16 protein-coding genes are annotated in these 16,471 nt (G+C 68.6%); 8 read left to right on the forward strand and 8 right to left on the reverse strand.

What is annotated here, in order from left to right; translation table 11 throughout:
* The first annotated feature begins 7 nt into the window (after positions 1-7).
* Positions 8-1,786 carry a 3-hydroxyacyl-CoA dehydrogenase family protein gene (locus DIZ26_RS09825; protein WP_112239584.1) on the forward strand — a complete coding sequence of 593 codons (1,779 nt, stop codon included), beginning with the start codon at positions 8-10 and terminating at the stop codon, positions 1,784-1,786.
* 25 nt (positions 1,787-1,811) lie between these two features.
* On the opposite strand, the gene DIZ26_RS09830 is transcribed toward DIZ26_RS09825, so the two are convergent.
* Positions 1,812-2,600 (reverse strand): phytanoyl-CoA dioxygenase family protein, encoded by a 789-nt coding sequence (locus tag DIZ26_RS09830; protein WP_112239586.1) that lies wholly within the window; start codon positions 2,598-2,600, stop codon positions 1,812-1,814.
* Between the two features lie 49 nt (positions 2,601-2,649).
* Here DIZ26_RS09830 and DIZ26_RS09835 point away from each other — a divergent pair, with 49 nt between their 5' ends.
* The 4 genes from DIZ26_RS09835 to DIZ26_RS09850 are packed head-to-tail and all read left to right on the forward strand — an operon-like array spanning position 2,650 to position 5,956.
* Positions 2,650-3,465 (forward strand): helix-turn-helix domain-containing protein, encoded by an 816-nt coding sequence (locus DIZ26_RS09835; protein ID WP_112239588.1) that lies wholly within the window; start codon positions 2,650-2,652, stop codon positions 3,463-3,465.
* 54 nt (positions 3,466-3,519) lie between these two features.
* Entirely contained in the window at positions 3,520-4,380 is an 861-nt protein-coding gene (locus DIZ26_RS09840; protein ID WP_112239589.1) for an ABC transporter substrate-binding protein, read from the forward strand.
* Positions 4,377-5,228 (forward strand): amino acid ABC transporter permease, encoded by an 852-nt coding sequence (locus tag DIZ26_RS09845; RefSeq protein WP_112239591.1) that lies wholly within the window; start codon positions 4,377-4,379, stop codon positions 5,226-5,228. Before DIZ26_RS09840 ends, DIZ26_RS09845 begins: the two co-directional genes overlap by 4 nt.
* On the forward strand, positions 5,225-5,956 hold the full coding sequence (locus DIZ26_RS09850) for an amino acid ABC transporter ATP-binding protein (protein ID WP_112239593.1): 732 nt from the start codon (positions 5,225-5,227) through the stop codon (positions 5,954-5,956). Before DIZ26_RS09845 ends, DIZ26_RS09850 begins: the two co-directional genes overlap by 4 nt.
* Positions 5,957-6,067: 111 nt before the next feature.
* Here DIZ26_RS09850 and DIZ26_RS09855 read toward each other — a convergent pair whose 3' ends face one another.
* The 3 genes from DIZ26_RS09855 to DIZ26_RS09865 all read right to left on the reverse strand — a co-directional run bounded on the left by DIZ26_RS09855 (position 6,068) and on the right by DIZ26_RS09865 (position 8,981).
* Positions 6,068-6,940: a DUF559 domain-containing protein gene (locus DIZ26_RS09855; protein ID WP_232828224.1), complete on the reverse strand. Its 873-nt coding sequence runs from the start codon at positions 6,938-6,940 to the stop codon at positions 6,068-6,070.
* Between the two features lie 143 nt (positions 6,941-7,083).
* Entirely contained in the window at positions 7,084-7,731 is a 648-nt protein-coding gene (locus DIZ26_RS09860; RefSeq protein ID WP_112239596.1) for a response regulator, read from the reverse strand.
* Positions 7,683-8,981 carry a sensor histidine kinase gene (locus tag DIZ26_RS09865; protein WP_112239597.1) on the reverse strand — a complete coding sequence of 433 codons (1,299 nt, stop codon included), beginning with the start codon at positions 8,979-8,981 and terminating at the stop codon, positions 7,683-7,685. The genes DIZ26_RS09860 and DIZ26_RS09865 overlap by 49 nt, the downstream gene beginning before the upstream one ends.
* Before the next feature lie 241 nt (positions 8,982-9,222).
* Here DIZ26_RS09865 and DIZ26_RS09870 point away from each other — a divergent pair, with 241 nt between their 5' ends.
* The 3 genes from DIZ26_RS09870 to DIZ26_RS09885 all read left to right on the forward strand — a co-directional run bounded on the left by DIZ26_RS09870 (position 9,223) and on the right by DIZ26_RS09885 (position 11,604).
* A complete protein-coding gene (locus DIZ26_RS09870; protein WP_112239599.1) occupies positions 9,223-10,293 on the forward strand; it encodes a fatty acid desaturase family protein in 1,071 nt (356 codons plus the stop codon).
* 188 nt (positions 10,294-10,481) lie between these two features.
* On the forward strand, positions 10,482-10,721 hold the full coding sequence (locus DIZ26_RS09875) for a hypothetical protein (RefSeq protein WP_232828225.1): 240 nt from the start codon (positions 10,482-10,484) through the stop codon (positions 10,719-10,721).
* A 118-nt stretch (positions 10,722-10,839) separates the two neighbouring features.
* Complete coding sequence (locus DIZ26_RS09885; protein ID WP_112239603.1) at positions 10,840-11,604, forward strand: alpha/beta fold hydrolase; 765 nt, start codon at positions 10,840-10,842, stop codon at positions 11,602-11,604.
* A gap of 36 nt (positions 11,605-11,640) precedes the next feature.
* On the opposite strand, the gene DIZ26_RS09890 is transcribed toward DIZ26_RS09885, so the two are convergent.
* The 4 genes from DIZ26_RS09890 to DIZ26_RS09905 all read right to left on the reverse strand — a co-directional run bounded on the left by DIZ26_RS09890 (position 11,641) and on the right by DIZ26_RS09905 (position 16,319).
* Positions 11,641-12,051 carry an HIT family protein gene (locus tag DIZ26_RS09890; RefSeq protein WP_112239605.1) on the reverse strand — a complete coding sequence of 137 codons (411 nt, stop codon included), beginning with the start codon at positions 12,049-12,051 and terminating at the stop codon, positions 11,641-11,643.
* On the reverse strand, positions 12,048-13,022 hold the full coding sequence (locus DIZ26_RS09895; RefSeq protein WP_232828226.1) for a GNAT family N-acetyltransferase: 975 nt from the start codon (positions 13,020-13,022) through the stop codon (positions 12,048-12,050). The genes DIZ26_RS09890 and DIZ26_RS09895 overlap by 4 nt, the downstream gene beginning before the upstream one ends.
* Positions 13,023-13,089: 67 nt before the next feature.
* Positions 13,090-14,448, reverse strand: coding sequence for an AI-2E family transporter (locus DIZ26_RS09900; RefSeq protein ID WP_112239608.1), 1,359 nt, complete (start codon positions 14,446-14,448; stop codon positions 13,090-13,092).
* Entirely contained in the window at positions 14,445-16,319 is a 1,875-nt protein-coding gene (locus DIZ26_RS09905; protein WP_232828227.1) for a transposase, read from the reverse strand. The genes DIZ26_RS09900 and DIZ26_RS09905 overlap by 4 nt, the downstream gene beginning before the upstream one ends.
* Positions 16,320-16,471: the final 152 nt, after the last annotated feature.

The raw sequence follows: 16,471 nt of genomic DNA on the forward strand, positions 1-16,471 counted from the left end.
TCGAGCCATGGCTCGTGACTTGAAGACGGTGGGAGTGGTCGGTCTCGGCACGATGGGTGCCGGTATCGCGGAGGTGTTCGCCCGGCACGGGCTGAGCGTGGTCGGCGTGGAACGCGACGAGCAGGCGGTCGAGCGCGGCCGCGGGCACATCCAGCACTCCACCGACCGGGCCGTGAAGCGCGGCAAGCTGTCCGTCGAGGACCAGCAGGCGCTGTTCGACCGGGTCACCTTCGCCACCGAGCTGGAGGCGCTGGCCGAGTGCGACCTGGTGATCGAGGCCGTGGTCGAGCGGCTCGACCTGAAGCGGGAGATCTTCTCCGCGCTGGACAAGATCGTCGGCGAGGACGCGATCCTCGCCACCAACACCTCCTCGCTGTCGGTCACCGAGATCTCCGTGGCCACCCAGCGGCCGCGCCGGGTCGTCGGGATGCACTTCTTCAACCCGGCTCCGGTGCAGGAGTTCGTCGAGGTGATCAAGACCGTCGTCACCGAGCCCGACGTGGTCGACGACGTCTCCGAGCTCGCGCGCCGGCTGGACAAGGTCCCCGTGGTCGCCGCCGACCGGGCCGGATTCATCGCGAACGCGCTGCTGTTCGGCTATCTGAACCACGCGGTCTCGATGGTGGAGTCGCGTTACGCGACCCGCGAGGACGTCGACGCCGCGATGCGGCTCGGCTGTGGCTACCCGATGGGGCCGCTGGCTTTGCTCGACCTGATCGGCCTCGACACGGCGTACGAGATCCTCGACACGATGTACAAGCAGGGCCGGAACCGGCTGCACGCGCCGGCCCCGATCCTCAAGCAGATGGTGACCGCGGGCCTGCTCGGCCGCAAGACCGGGCGCGGCTTCTACACCTACGAGTCGCCCGACTCGCCGGTCGTGGTGGACGACGACCTGACCCCGACCCGCTCCGAGGACACCGCTCCGGTGCGCCGCGTGCAGCAGATCGGCGTGGTCGGCTCGGGCACGATGGCCGTCGGCATCATCGAGGTCTGCGCCAAGGCCGGGTACGACGTCCTGTACGTCGCGCGCGGCACCGAGAAGGTCGACCGGGTCCGGGCCGGGCTGGAACGCTCGCTGGAGAAGGGTGTCCAGCGCGGCAAGCTGTCCTCGGAGGATCGCGACGCGGCGCTGCGCCGGATCACGGGCAGCGCGCGTCTCGACGACCTCGCCACGGCAGACCTGGTGATCGAGGCCGTGGTCGAGGAGCTCAGCGTGAAGCAGGCGCTGTTCGAGACGTTCGACGAGATCTGCAAGCCGGGCGCGATCCTGGCCACGACGACCTCCAGCCTGCCGGTGATCGACCTGGCGGTGGCGACCAAGCGGCCCACCGACGTGGTCGGCCTGCACTTCTTCAACCCCGCGCCGGTGATGCAACTGGTCGAGGTGGTCAGTACGGTCAGTACTGCGCCCGAGGTGGCGGACGCCGTCGCCGCGGTGGCCGTTGCCGCTGGCAAGCATCCGGTACGGTGCGGCGACCGGGCCGGCTTCATCGTGAACGCGCTGCTCTTCCCGTACCTGAACGACGCGGTCCGGATGCTCGAGGCCCACTACGCCGGTGTCGACGACATCGACGCCGCGATGAAGCTCGGCTGCCGGCTGCCGATGGGCCCGTTCGAACTCCTCGATGTGGTCGGGCTGGACGTCGCCCTGGCGATCCAGCGCACCTTGTACCTGGAGTTCCGCGAGCCCGGCTTCGCCCCGGCCCCCTTGCTGGAGCACCTGGTCACCGCCGGCTACCTCGGCCGGAAAACCGGCCGCGGCTTCCGCGACTACGCCAAGTGAGCCGGCAGCCCGTGGAAGATGCTGCTCACGGCTCCGCGGTGGCGTAGTCGCCGCAGGGGCCGCCGCCGATGGCTTCGGTGAGGTGGGTGGGTTGCCGGTCCGGGCGGACCAGCGGGTTGTAGAAGGCCGCGATCTCGGTGCTCGTTTCGGGGATGTAGTGGAAGATCAGTGAGCGGCGGAAGCGGTCTGTGGTGGTGTTGGGCCGGGAGCCGTGCACGACGCTGCCGTGGAAGAAGAGCACGTCGCCGGCCTTCATGCGCGTCTGAACCTTGCTGAGCCCGTCCGGAATCGGTACTTCGACGTCAGTGAACGACTCGGTCAGGTCAGCAGGCTCCGGGCAGACCAGTTCGACCTGATGCGACCCCGGTACGACGGCCAGTCCGCCGTTGTCCGCGTCGACGTCGTCCACCGCGATCCAGGCGGCCAGACAGGTCTCCGGATGGGCGCGGAGGAACGTGTTGTCCTGGTGCATCGCCTGCCCGCGGGCGCCCGGCGGCTTGAAGTAGAACATCGACTGGGCGCCGAGCGCCGGGCCGATCAAGGTGGTGACCACATTGAGGATCCGGCTGTCGAGCATCAGCTCCAGCGCGAGCCGGCCGGCCTCGACCTCGGTCCGCCGATGCGGGTGGACGAAGCGCGGATAGCGGGCGAGCGGGTCGTCGGCCGGCACGCCGTCGTCGATCGCCAGCGAGTGGTCGACGGCAACTTGTTCCATATAAGCAGTCTTGAGCTGCTCGATCTCGCCCGAGCTGAGCAGTCCGGGGACCTGAACGATGCCGTCGCGTTCGTACACCTCTTGGACAGTGCTTGTCATGTCTCCAGTCTGGCGACACCTTGCCGTCGAGTGGATAGCCTATCGAGCTGTGAACATTCGAGATCCTGCTGAGTCGCACACGCCGACGGTACGCCGGTTGATGGCCGGCGAATTCGACGAGCACGCCGGCTATGCCACCTACCGGTCGCGGGGGACCACCGACTTCCTGCTGACCCACACGCTCGCCGGCCGGGGACGGTACGGCGTCCCCGAGGCCGACGACGTGTTCGCCGACGCGGGGTTGACGACGCTGGTCCGGCCGGGCACCTTGCACGACTACGGCGTCGAACCGGAGTACCGGCACTGGCATTTTCTCTTCGTGCACTTCCATCCCAAGCCGGACTGGCTGCCGCTGCTCGACTGGCCGGAAGTTGCCCCGGGCATCCATCAGCTCCGGGCCGGCGATCAGGTTTTCGACCGGATCACGGACAACCTGCACGCCTGCGTTCGCTACCAGGACAGCGTCCTGGCGCAGGGCGAAATGCTCAGCGTGAACGCCCTGGAAGCGGCCATGCTCTGGTGCGACACCCAGAACCCGTCAGCCGCCCAGATCGACGATCGCCTGCTCCGCGCCATCGAGTTCGTCGACCGCGACCTGCGGGCGGACCTGGACGTCGCCGTCCTGGCCCGCGTCGCAAACCTCTCCGTATCCCGCTTCGCTCATCTCTTCCGCGAACAACTCGGCGTCACCCCGCAGCGCTTCGTCGAACGCCGCCGCCTCGACGCCGCCTGCCGCCTCCTCGAACTCACCAGCCGCCCGGTCGCCGCCATCGCCGCCGAGGTCGGCTTTACCAACCCGCTCTACTTCTCCACCCGCTTCCGCCAGCACACCGGGCTTCCCCCGACCACCTACCGCCGCCGCTGAACCAGATGCCGGTCGCCTGCAGGCGATGCCGGTAGGTGCCTCTACGCTGCTGCCATGAATTCACGTTCTGGCCTGGCCGCGCTGGCCGTGCTCGCAGTTGTCGGACTCACCGCCTGTGCTCCGGAGGACAACGCCAGCGGTGGTGCCACCACCCCGCCGGCCGCCGACGCCTGTAGCAAGGACCAACTGGCGCTCAAGACCGCCGGAACCCTGACGGTTGCGACCGACAAGCCGGCGTACGAGCCGTGGTTCTCGGCGAACGACCCGGCCAACGGGAAGGGGTACGAGTCGGCGGTCACGTACGCCGTGGCGAAGAAGCTCGGCTTCGAGGCGGCCAACGTCAAGTGGCAGACGGTGCAGTTCAACGCCGCCTTCGCGCCCGGGCCGAAGAACTTCGACTTCGACGTGAACCAAGTGTCGATCTCGGAGGACCGCCGCAAGGCCGTCGACTTCTCCACCGGGTACTACGACGTCCGGCAGACCGTGATCACCACGGCCGGCAGCAAGATCGCGAACGCCAAGTCGATCGCCGAACTCGCCGATGCGAAACTCGGCGCCCAGGTCGGCACGACCAGCTACACCGCGTTGCGCGACATCATCAAGCCGAAGCAGAAGCCCGGTGTCTTCGACAGCAACGATCTCGCGGTGCAGGCGCTGAAGAACAAACAGCTCGACGGGATCGTGGTCGATCTGCCGACCGGGTTCTACATGACGGCCGCGCAGCTCGACAACGGCAAGATCGTCGGGCAGCTTCCGGCCGGCGGTCAGGCCGAGCAGTTCGGGTTCGTGCTGGAGAAGGGGTCGAAGCTGACGGCGTGTGTCTCGCAGGCCGTGGACGCGCTGCGCGCCGACGGCACGCTGACCCGGCTGCAGGACCAGTTCCTGACCTCGGAAGGCGCGCCGGAGCTCTCGTGAGCGACTGGCAGCCGTCCGCGCTTCAGCTGGAACGGACCGCGTACCGGCGCAGCCGGGCCCGGCGGTCGACAGCGATCGCCGGGATCAGTTCCGTAGTACTGGTCGTGCTCGTCGCGGTCGCGGTCGGCTCGACGCCGGGCTGGCCGCGGGTACGGGAGACGTTCTTCAACGTCCACCGCGGCTGGGAGGCGCTGCCGGTCGTCGCGCAGGGGCTCTGGCTGAACGTCCGGGTGATGCTGATCTGCGCCGTACTGATCGTGATCCTCGGGATGACGCTGGCGATCATGCGTACCTTGCGCGGGCCGATCTTCTTTCCGTTGCGGGTATTCGCAGCCGCCTACACCGACGTGTTCCGCGGGTTGCCGTTGCTGCTGGTGATCTTCCTGCTCGGCTTCGGAGTCCCGGCGCTGCAGTTGCGCGGTCTGCCGAACCAGGCGGTGATCTGGGGTGGCGCGGCGCTGGTGCTCACCTACTCGTCGTACGTCGCGGAGGTGTTCCGCGCGGGCATCGAGTCGGTGCATCCCTCCCAACGAGCGGCGGCGCGTTCGCTCGGCCTGTCGTACCGGCAGACCCTGCGCTTCGTCGTACTGCCGCAAGCCGTACGGCGAGTGCTGCCGCCGCTGCTGAACGACTTCGTCTCGCTGCAGAAGGACTCGGGCCTGATCGCCGTCCTCGGCGTCATCGACGCGATCCGGGCGGCGCAACTCGAAACCGCCGTCGACTTCAACTTCACCCCGTACGTCGTGGCGGGGCTGCTCTTCGTCGCGCTGACGATCCCGTTGACCAGGCTGACCGACTGGGTCGCCCGGCGGCAGGGGTGGTACGGCGGCGGGGGAGGTGTGGTGTGAGCCTGCTGTCCATCCGCGAGGTGCGGAAGACGTTCGGTGCCAACGTGGTGCTCGACCGGTTCAGCCTGGAGGTCGAAGCGGGCGAGTGCGTCGTGTTGATCGGCGCGTCCGGTTCCGGCAAGTCGACCCTGCTGCGCTGCGTGAACCTGCTGGAGACCGTCGACGACGGCGTGATCGAGCTGGACGGCCGCGACATCACCGATCCGCGCATCGACGCCGACCGGGTCCGATCAGGCATCGGCATCGTCTTCCAGGCCTACAACCTCTTTCCGCACCTGTCGGTCCTCGACAACGTCACGCTCGCCCCGATCCGCGTGCACGGCGTACCACGTGACGTCGCTCGCGCCCGCGGCCTCGAAATGCTCGACCGCGTCGGCCTCGCCGCGAAGGCTTCGTCCCGCCCTGACGACCTTTCCGGCGGCCAGCAACAACGCGCCGCCATCGCCCGCGCCCTGGTCAACTCGCCCAAACTCATGCTGCTCGACGAGGTCACCTCAGCCCTCGACCCCGAACTCGTCGGCGAAGTCCTCGACCTCCTGCGCGAACTCAAGACCGACGGCATGACCATGCTCCTCTGCACCCACGAAATGGCCTTCGCCCAAGACGTAGCCGACCAGATCTGCTTCCTGGACGCCGGCCGCCTCCTAGAATCCGGCCCCCCATCCCAAGTCCTGCAAAACCCCACCCAACCCCGCACCCAAGAATTCCTCCGCCGGATCCGGTTGTAGGGGGCGTCCCAAGCTACAGGTAATAGTCAGCCCACAAGCCGGCCGCCACGCTCACAGAAGCGCGGCCGGCCGCAGTACGGGGACTATTACCTGTCCTTCGGGACGTATCCATCACGGCAACCGCTGCTTGAGGGCATCCTGGATTGTGGCAATCACCCAGTCCGGTTCGAACAGCACCTGTTGGTAGGTGAACCGCAGCACCAGCCAGCCTGCCGCCACCAGTTCGTCGTACCGGCGGCAGTCGGCGGCGAAGTCCCCGCTGGACCCGTGGAACGCGTACCCCTCGGCCTCCACCGCGATCTTGGCCTCTCGATGCCCAAGATCCACCCGCGCGCGAAACCGCTTACGCTCGACCAGAACCTGCGGCTCGAACCCTTCCAGCCCGGCCTGTACGACGAGCGCTCGGAGCATCGACTCGAGAAAGCTCTCAGCCGCCCCCGTGGCAGCGGCCGCCACCTGGCGCGCGTTCCTGGAGCCTGGACCGCGCATCGCGATGCTTGCCCCGATCAATCGGTGACGAGTCAATCTGCCGGCCAAAGCGGCGTCCGCGACCGCGAGCGCTTCGCCGAACGGCAAGATCCGAGCGCAGTCCAGCACCGTTCGAAGCAAAGAAGTCAGCCGACGGGGATGATCGGCTGAGGCGATCGGCGCCCAGTGCAACACCGCAGGCGGCCCAGGTCGACGGCGCCGCTTCGGCGGTAAGGTGATGTGCGGTGTCTCGGGTGGCGCAAGCAGCGGGAGGTGCCACGCGAGTGCCGCACTCTGGTGCGAGACGACCCCGTCGTACGCTGTGGCGACGCGCTTGGCGGTCAAGGGACCGGGCAGGGTGTAGATCCCCCGCGCCAGCCGCACGACCGTGCCGGAGCTGACCGCGGCCATCAGTTCTCGCTTCGAGATGACCTGGGTCAGCTCGGCGAAGGTGGCCCGGCCCCGCAACCTGGCCAGGACCTCGGGCACCGTTTCAACCAGCTTGACGGATTCCACCGGCAGATCTTGCCGGTCGGTGCCGCACCCGCGCCGAAGTTCATCCACAGGCTGTCCCGAGCGACAGGTAATAGTCGGCCGCCACGCTCACGGAAGCGGCGGGCGGTCGCAGTACGAGGACTATTACCTGTCGCTCGGGACGCTCACCGGGAGGAGAGGTAGGTGAGGACTGCCATTACTCGGCGGTTGTCGTCTTCGGATGGGGGGAGGTCGAGTTTGGCGAAGATGTTGTTGGTGTGTTTGGAGACGGCTTTCTCGGTGACGAAGAGGGCGGCGGCGATGGCGGCGTTGGAGCGGCCTTCGGCCATCAGGCCCAGTACTTCGGACTCGCGCGGGGTGAGCCGGCTGATCGGTTCGTCGCGGGTGTTGCGGGCCAGCAGCTGGCCGATGACGTCGGGGTCCATCGCGGTGCCGCCGCCGGCGACCCGGCGTACCGAGTCGAGGAAGTCGGCGACATTGGAGACGCGGTCCTTCAGCAGGTAGCCGACGGCGCCGCCGCCTCCGGTGAGGAGCTCGCGGGCGTAGAGCTGTTCGACGTACTGCGAGAGCACGAGGATCGGCAGGTTCGGGACCTGGCGGCGGGCCTCGATGGCGGCCTTCAGACCCTCGTCGGTGAACGTCGGGGGCAGCCGGACGTCGACGACGGCCACGTCCGGCCGGTGCTCGACGAGCGCCGGGACCAGCCGGGGGCCGTTGTCGACGGCTTCCACGACCTGGAAGTCGTGGGCTTCGAGCAGGCGGATCAAGCCGTCCCGGAGGAGGGCGTGATCTTCAGCGATGACGACTCGCAAGGCAACTCCATGATCACGGTGGTCGGCCCGCCGGTCGGGCTGGCCACCGTCAACGTACCGTCGAAGGCGTTCAGCCGCCGCTCGATTCCGTGCAAACCGCCGCCGGGGCGTACCGTGGCGCCGCCCACCCCGTCGTCACCGACGAGGATGTGCAGCCGTTCGGACTCGTGCGTGATCTGGATCCAGGCCGTCGTCGCGGCCGAGTGCTTGACGATGTTGGCCAGTGCCTCGGCGACCGCGAAGTACGCCGCGGACTCCACCGGCGCCGGTGGCCGGCCAGGTAGCTCGATGGTGACGTCGACCTTGAACGGGCAGGTCAGCGCGAGCGCCTTCACCGCGCCTTCGAGACCCCGGTCGGCCAGCACCGGCGGGTGAATGCCTCGAACGAGGTCGCGTAGCTCCGACAGTGCCGTACTCGCCGACTCGCGCGCCTCGGTCAGCAACGCGGCGGCCTGCGCCGGGTCGCGGCTGACCATCTCCTCCGCCATGCCGAGGTTCATGCTCAGCGCGGCCAGCCGCGCCTGCGCCCCGTCGTGCAGGTCGCGCTCGATCCGGCGCAGCTCGGCCGCCTGGGTGTCGACGGTCTCGGCGCGGGACTCGGACAGCTCCCGGACCCGGATCGCCAGCTTCGCGCTCTCGGTCGGCCCGAGCAGCGACCGGCCGAGGACGGCGTCGGCCTTGAGCAGCCGCTCGCCGACGGCGTACCAGAGCCCGAACGCGACGAGGCCGAGCGGCACCATTCCGAAGCTCTGCCAGAAGTTGAGCGTGATCAGCCCGCCGAACGGCTCGTCGAAGACACCGTGCGGCGTCACACCGACCAGGAGCGGGTAGATCAGGTAGAAGGCAGTGGTGAAGAACAGTACGGCGGACACCAGCGTCAGGACGAAGCCGACGACGGCGTTGGCCAGCAGCCAGGCGATGTCGCGCCAGGTGGCCGGATCGGTCAGCGTCGTGCGCAACCACATCAGGACGCCGGGCAGCGGCGGCTTCTTGTAGGGCCGCGGGATCTCGGTGCCGCTGATGGCGCCGAACAACGTCCGGTGGCAGTTCGCGAACCAGCGGACGCAGGGTACGAACACCAGCAGCAGCGGGATGCCGACCCAGACCGCGATCAGCGGTACGGCGACCACGTTGAGCACGAAGAAGGCGATGCCGAGCTCGGCCAGGACGGCCAGGAACAGGGCGATGAACGGTTGCGCCAGGCGCGGGAACCGCATCGGCGCCTGGGGTGGCGCTTGGGTGATCGTCATCGCTGTTTTCTCCCGTGCAGTGCGTCTCGGCCATGGTGCCGGAGACCCGGCTCCTCCCATCATGACGGAGCGTCAGTTCTTCCTCAGTGGTGTTAGGTCCACTCTCTCCAGGGGTCCCTCCACCCACGCCGTACTGGTGCCAGGACCGCTGTTTTCGTGTCGCCTCGCGCCCAGGCTGGATGGCGTACGCTGGCCGAGGCTGTTCGCCTAGGCCTCCCACCGCTCTGAGATGAGGACCCTGATGGCACAGCCCGTCACTGCTTCCGCCCGCCCGAATTCCGGTCCAGGCACCGGCACGAAGGGCAGCGATTTCGCTCCGTTGCTGCGTGAGGTCAGAGAAGCCGGGCTGCTCGAGCGCCGGACGGCCTCGTACGTGATCGCCATCACCTTGAACGTCGCGCTGCTGGCCGCGACCTGGGCCGGCATCGTCCTGCTCGGCAATTCGTGGCTGCAGCTGCTGCTCGCCGTACCGCTGGCGATTTTCACCACCAGGGCAGCGTTTTTCGGTCACGACGCCGGCCACCAGCAGATCAGCAAGTCGCGTAAGTGGCACGACTGGCTCGGCATGCTGCACGGGGACTTCCTCTGTGGGATGAGCTACGGCTGGTGGAACGACAAGCACAACCGGCACCACGCGAACCCCAACCACACCGACAAGGACCCCGACGTCGGCGAGGGCGTGCTGGTCTGGACGCTGGAGCAAGCCGAGGGCCGGACCGGTCTGCACGGCTGGCTGAGCCGCAACCAGGCCAAGATCTTCTTCCCGCTGCTCACCCTCGAAGGCCTGAACCTCAAGGTGTCGAGTGTGATCTTCCTGATCGGCAAGCGCCGCAGCCGGGAGGCGCGGATCGAGCTCGGCCTGATGGCCGCCCACCTGGTCCTGTACTTCGGGGCGCTCTTCCTCATCATGTCGCCCGGCAAGGCGATCGCGTTCGCCGCGCTGCACCACGCGCTGTTCGGGCTGCACCTCGGCAGCGTGTTCGCACCGAACCACAAGGGCATGGAGATGCCCGACGACGACACCAACTGGGGCCACCTGGAGAAGCAGGTGCTGACGTCGCGCAACGTTCAGGGCGGCCTGGTCGTCGACTGGCTGATGGGCGGACTGAACTACCAGATCGAGCACCACCTGTTCCCGAGCATGCCGCGGGCGAACCTGCGCTTCGCCCAGCCGATGGTCCAGTCGTACTGCGAACGCATCGGGATGCCGTATCTGAGCACCGGCGTACTCGAGTCGTACCGGATGGGCCTGTCCCACATGCACGAGGTCGGCAAGGACCTCCGCGCCGAACACGCCGCCCGCGGCATCTGAACCGGACCGGTCGTCTGAACCGCCCCGGGCTCGAGCCGTCGCACTTCGCGTCTGAGCCGCCCGGGGCGGGTGAGCCGCCTGGGCGGGTGTGATCGAGTGGGCTGGGTGGGGCGGATAGGCTCGCTGCTGTGTCGCCCCGGAAGAGAAGGCCCTCGAAACACACGCGGCCGGTCAGTGACCGCCCGTTGATGGGTGGTCATCAACTCCGGGAATCGCACGCCGACGGCGACTGGATCGTCCGCCAGGTGTCCGGATCCGCGTCGACCAAGGCATACCGCTGTCCTGGCTGCGACCAGCAGATCCTGCCCGCCACGCCGCACGTGGTGGTCTGGCCGGAGAACCCGAGTCTGCTCGCGGCGATCGGCGGCGGGCAGTCGCTGGACGAGCGGCGGCACTGGCACACGGCTTGCTGGCAACGCCGGCGGTGACAGTGCTGCCGGTCTTGTCGGTTCAGCTGGGTCAGTCGGCTCAGTCGGCTCAGCTGGTTCAGTTGGTTCGGTCGGTTCAGTTGGTTCGGTCGGTTCGGTCGGTTCGAGGAAGGTGTCGATGAAGCTCCCGGTCACGGCGTACGGCGAGAGTGGTTCACCGGTCGTGGTGATGCACGGTCTGTTCGGCTCCGGCCGGAACTGGATGACGGCCGCTCGCCGGCTGGCGTCCGCGCATCGGGTGTATGCGCTCGACCTGCGCAACCACGGGACGTCGCCGCATGTCGACACGATGAGCTACCCGGAGATGGCCGCGGACGTCCAGGAGACGATCGCGGAGCTCGGTGTCGGGCCGGTCGCGTTGGTCGGGCACTCGATGGGTGGCAAGACCGCGATGGTCACTGCGCTGCAGTATCCCGAGGTGGTCGAGCGGCTGATCGTCGTCGACGCGGCGCCGGTGACGTACCCGCCGGCTTTCGTCGAGTACGCCAAGGCGATGCGCGCGGCCGATCTCTCCAACGTCAGCCGCCGCGCCGACGTGGAAGCCCAGTTGGTCGATGCCGTCGACTCACCCGGCACCCGCGCTTTCCTCCTGCAGAACCTGATCCTCGACTCCGAAGGCGCCCGCTGGCGCCCGAACCTCCCCGTCATCGAAGCCGCCCTCCCCGCGATCTCGGGCTGGCCAGAGGACCTCACCGGCACCTACCCCGGCCCCACCCTCTTCGTCTACGGCGGCAAATCGGACTACGTCCAGCAGGACCACCGCGCCACCATCGCCGCCTACTTCCCGAACGCCCAGTACGCCGAAATCCCCGAAGCCGGCCACTGGGTCCACGCCGAACGCCTGGACGACTTCCTCACCACCATCACCCCCTTCCTGCCCTGAGCCTCCGCAGCGGCAAGGTAAAGCCCACCTCGCCGCTCAGCTGGTCAGAGCCTGGTGGGTCTCGTCGAGCGTTTTGCGGGCTTGACGGTCTTCGGTCCAGTCGGTGAGCTGCCTGTCGCCAGCGGGGCGGGGGAGCAGGTGGAAGTGCAGGTGGAAGACGGTTTGGCCGGCTGCGGCGCCGTTGGCCTGGAGGACACTGATGCCGTCGGCATCCAATCTCGCTCTGAGCAGCCGCGCTGTGTGCTGCAGCGCAAGGCCGACCTCGGCGAGTGCTTCGGCGGCGCCTTGGTCCGCGAGGTCGCGAACGTGACGGCGCGGGACGACCAGGGTGTGGCCGGTTCGGAGCGGATTGATGTCGAGAAAGGCGCACGCGTTGTCGTCTATGTAGATGAATCTGGCTGGTGCGCGGCCGGAGGCGATGGCGCAGAAGATGCAGTGATCGCTCATCGCTGTCCTGCGTCGGCTGGGAGGGGGAGTTGGAGCCAGCCGCCTAGGTCGGTGCGGCCGGAGTTGTGGGCGGCGGTGAGGGCGCCGCGGTTGTTGGCGTGGATGGTGCCGAGGAGGAAGGACAGGTGGTTGGGCGGATGGGTGGGGAGGGCGCGGGCTAGCAGGGTGGTGAGGTGAGGGCCGTAGCCTCGGCCGCGGTAGGTGGGGGCGAGGATGACGTCCTGGACGATGTACGCCGGGAGGCCGAGGTTCTGACCGTCGGGGGAGGCCGCGATGTATCCGGCCCAGGAGCCGTCGACGAGCACCTCGAAGAGCAGACCGTCTTCCACGGTGCTTTCCAGCTTGTCAGGGCTCTGTAGTTGCGCCTGCTCGGAGTGTTCTGGGTGCGCCGCGTCAACTGCCGCGTACGCCGCCTGCGCGTGCTCGTAGTTCGCCAAGGAGGTTGCCGGGAGCAACGTCAGCTCTTCGGGCACGCGCTCGCCCGCACGTCGTAGTACGTCGAGGGGAGCGGCGAGGAACCGCTTGTCCGGAAGGCTTCCCGGGATCCACCCGACCGGTTGCGAACTCCACAGTCGCAGGTACTTCGGGTCGAGTGAACCGAAGTACTCCCAGGCCGCCCTCGCCGCCGGTCGCAGATCGCCAGGCTGCAACGGGCGGCTCAGCGCGGAGGCGTCGACGAAGGGCTTCGCCGGGTCGCCGCCCTCGTACCGCATGCTGAGCATCACGTGCTGATCGGCCGCGATCTGGACCCACTGGTTGAACATGAGCCCGATCGGCCGGCCGGGCGCGAACCGCTCGGCGCGGATCGCCGCGATCTCCGGATCCGTCAGCAGTTCGACGTCCAGCTCGTGCTGCTCGGTCAGGAGCTGGAGCCGCAGTTCGTCGTCGACCCACTCCCGGCTGACCGGATGCTGAGCCGGCAGGCTGAACCCGGCCAGGTCCCTGGCGGTCGGCAGTGCAGGATTCGTCACCTGCTGAGGAAACGCGAACGCCCCGCAACCGTCAATCACATTTCCGGCTGCGGGGCGGGTCGGCGGTTCAGGAAGCGTCGGCCTTGCGGACCCACACCTCACGGATGATCAGCAGCACGGCCGCGGCCGTCGGGATCGCGAGCAGAGCGCCCACCACACCGAGCAGCGCGCCACCCAGCAGCGCGGCGATCACGGTCACCGCGCCCGGGATGTCGACCGCGCGGCGCATGATTCGCGGCGCGACGATGTAGTTCTCGATCTGCTGGTAGATCACGCCGTACGCCAGGCAGAACACGCCGGTCCACAACCCGTCGGTCAGCCCGATCAGCGTGATGATCACGCAGCCGATCAGACCACCGACCATCGGGATGAAGTCGGTGAAGACGACCACGATCGCCAGCGCCACGGCGTACTGGCCGAGGCCGACGATCTCCAGGAACACGAACGCGAAGAACCCGGCGGTGATCGCGACCAGGAACTGACCGCTGACGTACCCACCGACGCGGCCGAGCACCTCGTCGCCGAGGATCGACACCCGCGGCCGCCGGCTGGCCGGGACGAGACTGTACGCCGCTTTCTTCACGGTCGGCAGCGAGGCGAGGAAGTACAGCGTCAGGATCAGCACCGTGAACGCCGAGAACAGTGCGTTCGCGACCACCTTGCCGACGCCGAGCACGCCGCCGAAGGCCTTCTGGGCCAGCGCCGGGTCCTGGATGTAGTCCTTCGCCTTGTCGATGAAGTGGTACTTCGTGTCCAGGTCCGTCAGCGTCTTGGACTTCGTCAGCAGATCGAGCCAGTCCGGCGCGTTGGTGATCAGCCCGTTGATCTGGTCCGTCACCACCGGCACGATCGCGAAACCGACGCCCGCGAACGCCCCGAGCACCAGCAGGAACACCACGCCGACCGACAGCCCGCGTTTCAGCCCGCGGCGCATGAACCACTCGACCAGCGGGTTCAAGCCGACCGCGATGAACATCGAGACGATGAGCAGGATCAGCACCGACTTGGCCTGACCGAGCGCGTGCCACAGACCCCACGCGACCAGCACACCCAGCGCGGCGAAGAACCCGAAGACGAATGGGTTCGACCGGCGCAGTGGCGGACCAGGCGCGCCCATCCCCTCGGAGGGATGACGCTCGTCGATCAGTAGTTCGCCGACCAGGCTGTCCGCTTCGTCGGCATCGGCCTGCACGCGATCGGCGTCGGCGTCCGCGCGGTCGGCGTCGGCATCGGCCGAGCGGGCCGCGACCTTGGCCTTGGTGGCCGAGTCCTCGGCCAGCTCGGCGGACGTTTCCGCTTCCTCGGCGGACTTGCCTGCGTCGTCGGCCGCGGCCTCAGCCTCGGCTGCCGCCGCTTTCGCCTCCCTGGCCGCGGCCTCGATCGCCGCGATGTTTCCGGCCGACGTGTCGTCGCCGGGTGGCGTCACCTGTCGTCCTTCGCGGCCTTGGCGTCGCCCTCGTCCGCCTTGTCGGCAGCGATCTCGGCGTCGTCGTCGGTGTCGGTGTCGGCCTTCGCGATGGAGTCGGCCTTCGCGATGGAGTCGGCCTTCGCGATGGAGTCGGTCTTCGCGTTGGCGCCGGTCTTCTCGTCGGAGTCGCTCTTCGCGGTGAAGTCGGTCTTCGCGGTGGAGTCGGCCTTGGCATCGGCATCGGTGCCGGCCTTCGCGTCGGCGTCGGCCTGCGCCGTCACCGCGTCGGCCGCTGACTTCTTGCCGTTCGCCGAGCCTTCGAGCCGGAACTCGTCGATCCGGGTCGCGTCGCGCGGCTCGTCGGACCGCGCCGCCTCGAGCGTCGACACGTCCACGCGCAGGCCGGTGTCGATCCGGGTCTCGTCGACCCGTGCGCCGCCCGCGTCAGCCCCGGTGAACGGGCTGCTCCCGCCGTACGCGCTCCCGCTCGACGTCGTACCGAACGCGGAGGTCGGCGCCTCCTTGGCCGACGCCCCGCCGTACGAACTGCCGCTCGCCGACGCTCCGCCGTACGAGCTGTCGTTCCCCGAAGCGCCGCCGTACGAGCTGTCGTTCGCCGAGGCACTGCCGTACGAGTTGTCGCTCGATGAAGCGCCGCCGTACGCGTTGTCGTTGCTCGGTGTGGAGTACGAACCGATGTTGGGGTACGACGGGGTGTCGGTGGCCGGTGCGCTGAACGGGCTCCCGGTGCGACCGAACGGGCTGTCCGTGCTGCTGCTCGGTGCTGCCGGAGCCGGAGTGCCGCCGGAGTTGAACGGCGTGTACGTCGGGGCGGCGGTCTCCGAGTCGAGCTCGGCGGCCTGCCGGGCGATGTTGCCGGCGATCTCGTTCAGGCCGGCGATCTGGGCCAGGATGCCGTCGCGGCGCTTGGCCAATCGCTCGGTCTCGCGGGCGACGATCGTCCGGGACCGCTCCGCCTCGTCCGCGGCGTTGGCCAGCTCGGCCTCCGAACGCGTCCGGGCGGTGGTGAGCAGTTGCTCGGCCTCACGACGGGCGCGGGCGAGCGTGCGCTCGGCCGACTCCTCCGCCTGAGCGCGGATCTTCGCCGCCTGTGCGGTGGCCTCGGCGACCCGACGCTCGGACGCCTCGGCGGCCTCGCGCATCTGGGTGGTCAGGTTCTCGGTGTCGCTGGCGATCTGGGAGTGCTTGTCGGCCAGCTCCTTGGCCTGCTGCTCGCGCTCGTCGGCGAGGCGGGCCCGCAGAGCGGCGGACTCGCGCTGGATCGCCGTACGGATCTTCTCCGCCTCGTGCAGCGCGCCGTTCTTCAGCGTGCTGGACTGCGACTCGGCCGTCAGCTGCAACTGCTCGGCCTTGCGGCGGGCGGCAGCGAGGACCTCGCCCGCCTCGGTCTCGGCGGTGCGGCGAATCTCGGCCGCGTCGCCCTCGGCGGTACGGCGCAGGCTGTCGGCCTCGTTCAGCGCGACGGTGCGGATGTCCTGCGCCTCGCGCTCACCGGCTGCCCGGGCCGAAGCGGCCTCCTTGGCGGCGGTGGCGCGCAGTTCGTCGGCCTCGCGCTTGGCCTCTTCCAGTGCCTCGGAGGCCTGGTCCTGGGCGAGCCGGAGGATCTGCGCCGCGCGGTCACCGAGCCCCGCGTACGACGGGTTGGCGCTGGCCTCGAGTTGGCGCTTGGCCTCGTCGAGCTGGCGTTGCAGTGGCGCCGAGTTGTTCTGCAACTCGTCCACCCGGTTGCGCGCTTCGGCAAGCTGCGCCTCCAGCGCGCGGACGTAGTCGTCCACTGCCTGCTTGTCGTACCCGCGCCGACCGACGGGGAAGCCCCCGGCAGCGGTCGCCGTACGGTCGAAGAACGGCAGGCTCGACTCGTCAGCCATCCCCAAGTTCCCTTCTAGGCGGCTCGGATGAAATCCCCACCCTAGAGCCTGTCAGAACCACCCCACCAACACCTAACCGCCCCTGTGCACAACCCACTCAAGGGAAGGGAACCCTGTGCACGACCCACTGAAATGAAGTAGGGCGGGACGCG

The sequence above is a fragment of the Kribbella monticola genome (assembly GCF_003261635.1).
GTDB lineage: Bacteria > Actinomycetota > Actinomycetes > Propionibacteriales > Kribbellaceae > Kribbella > Kribbella monticola.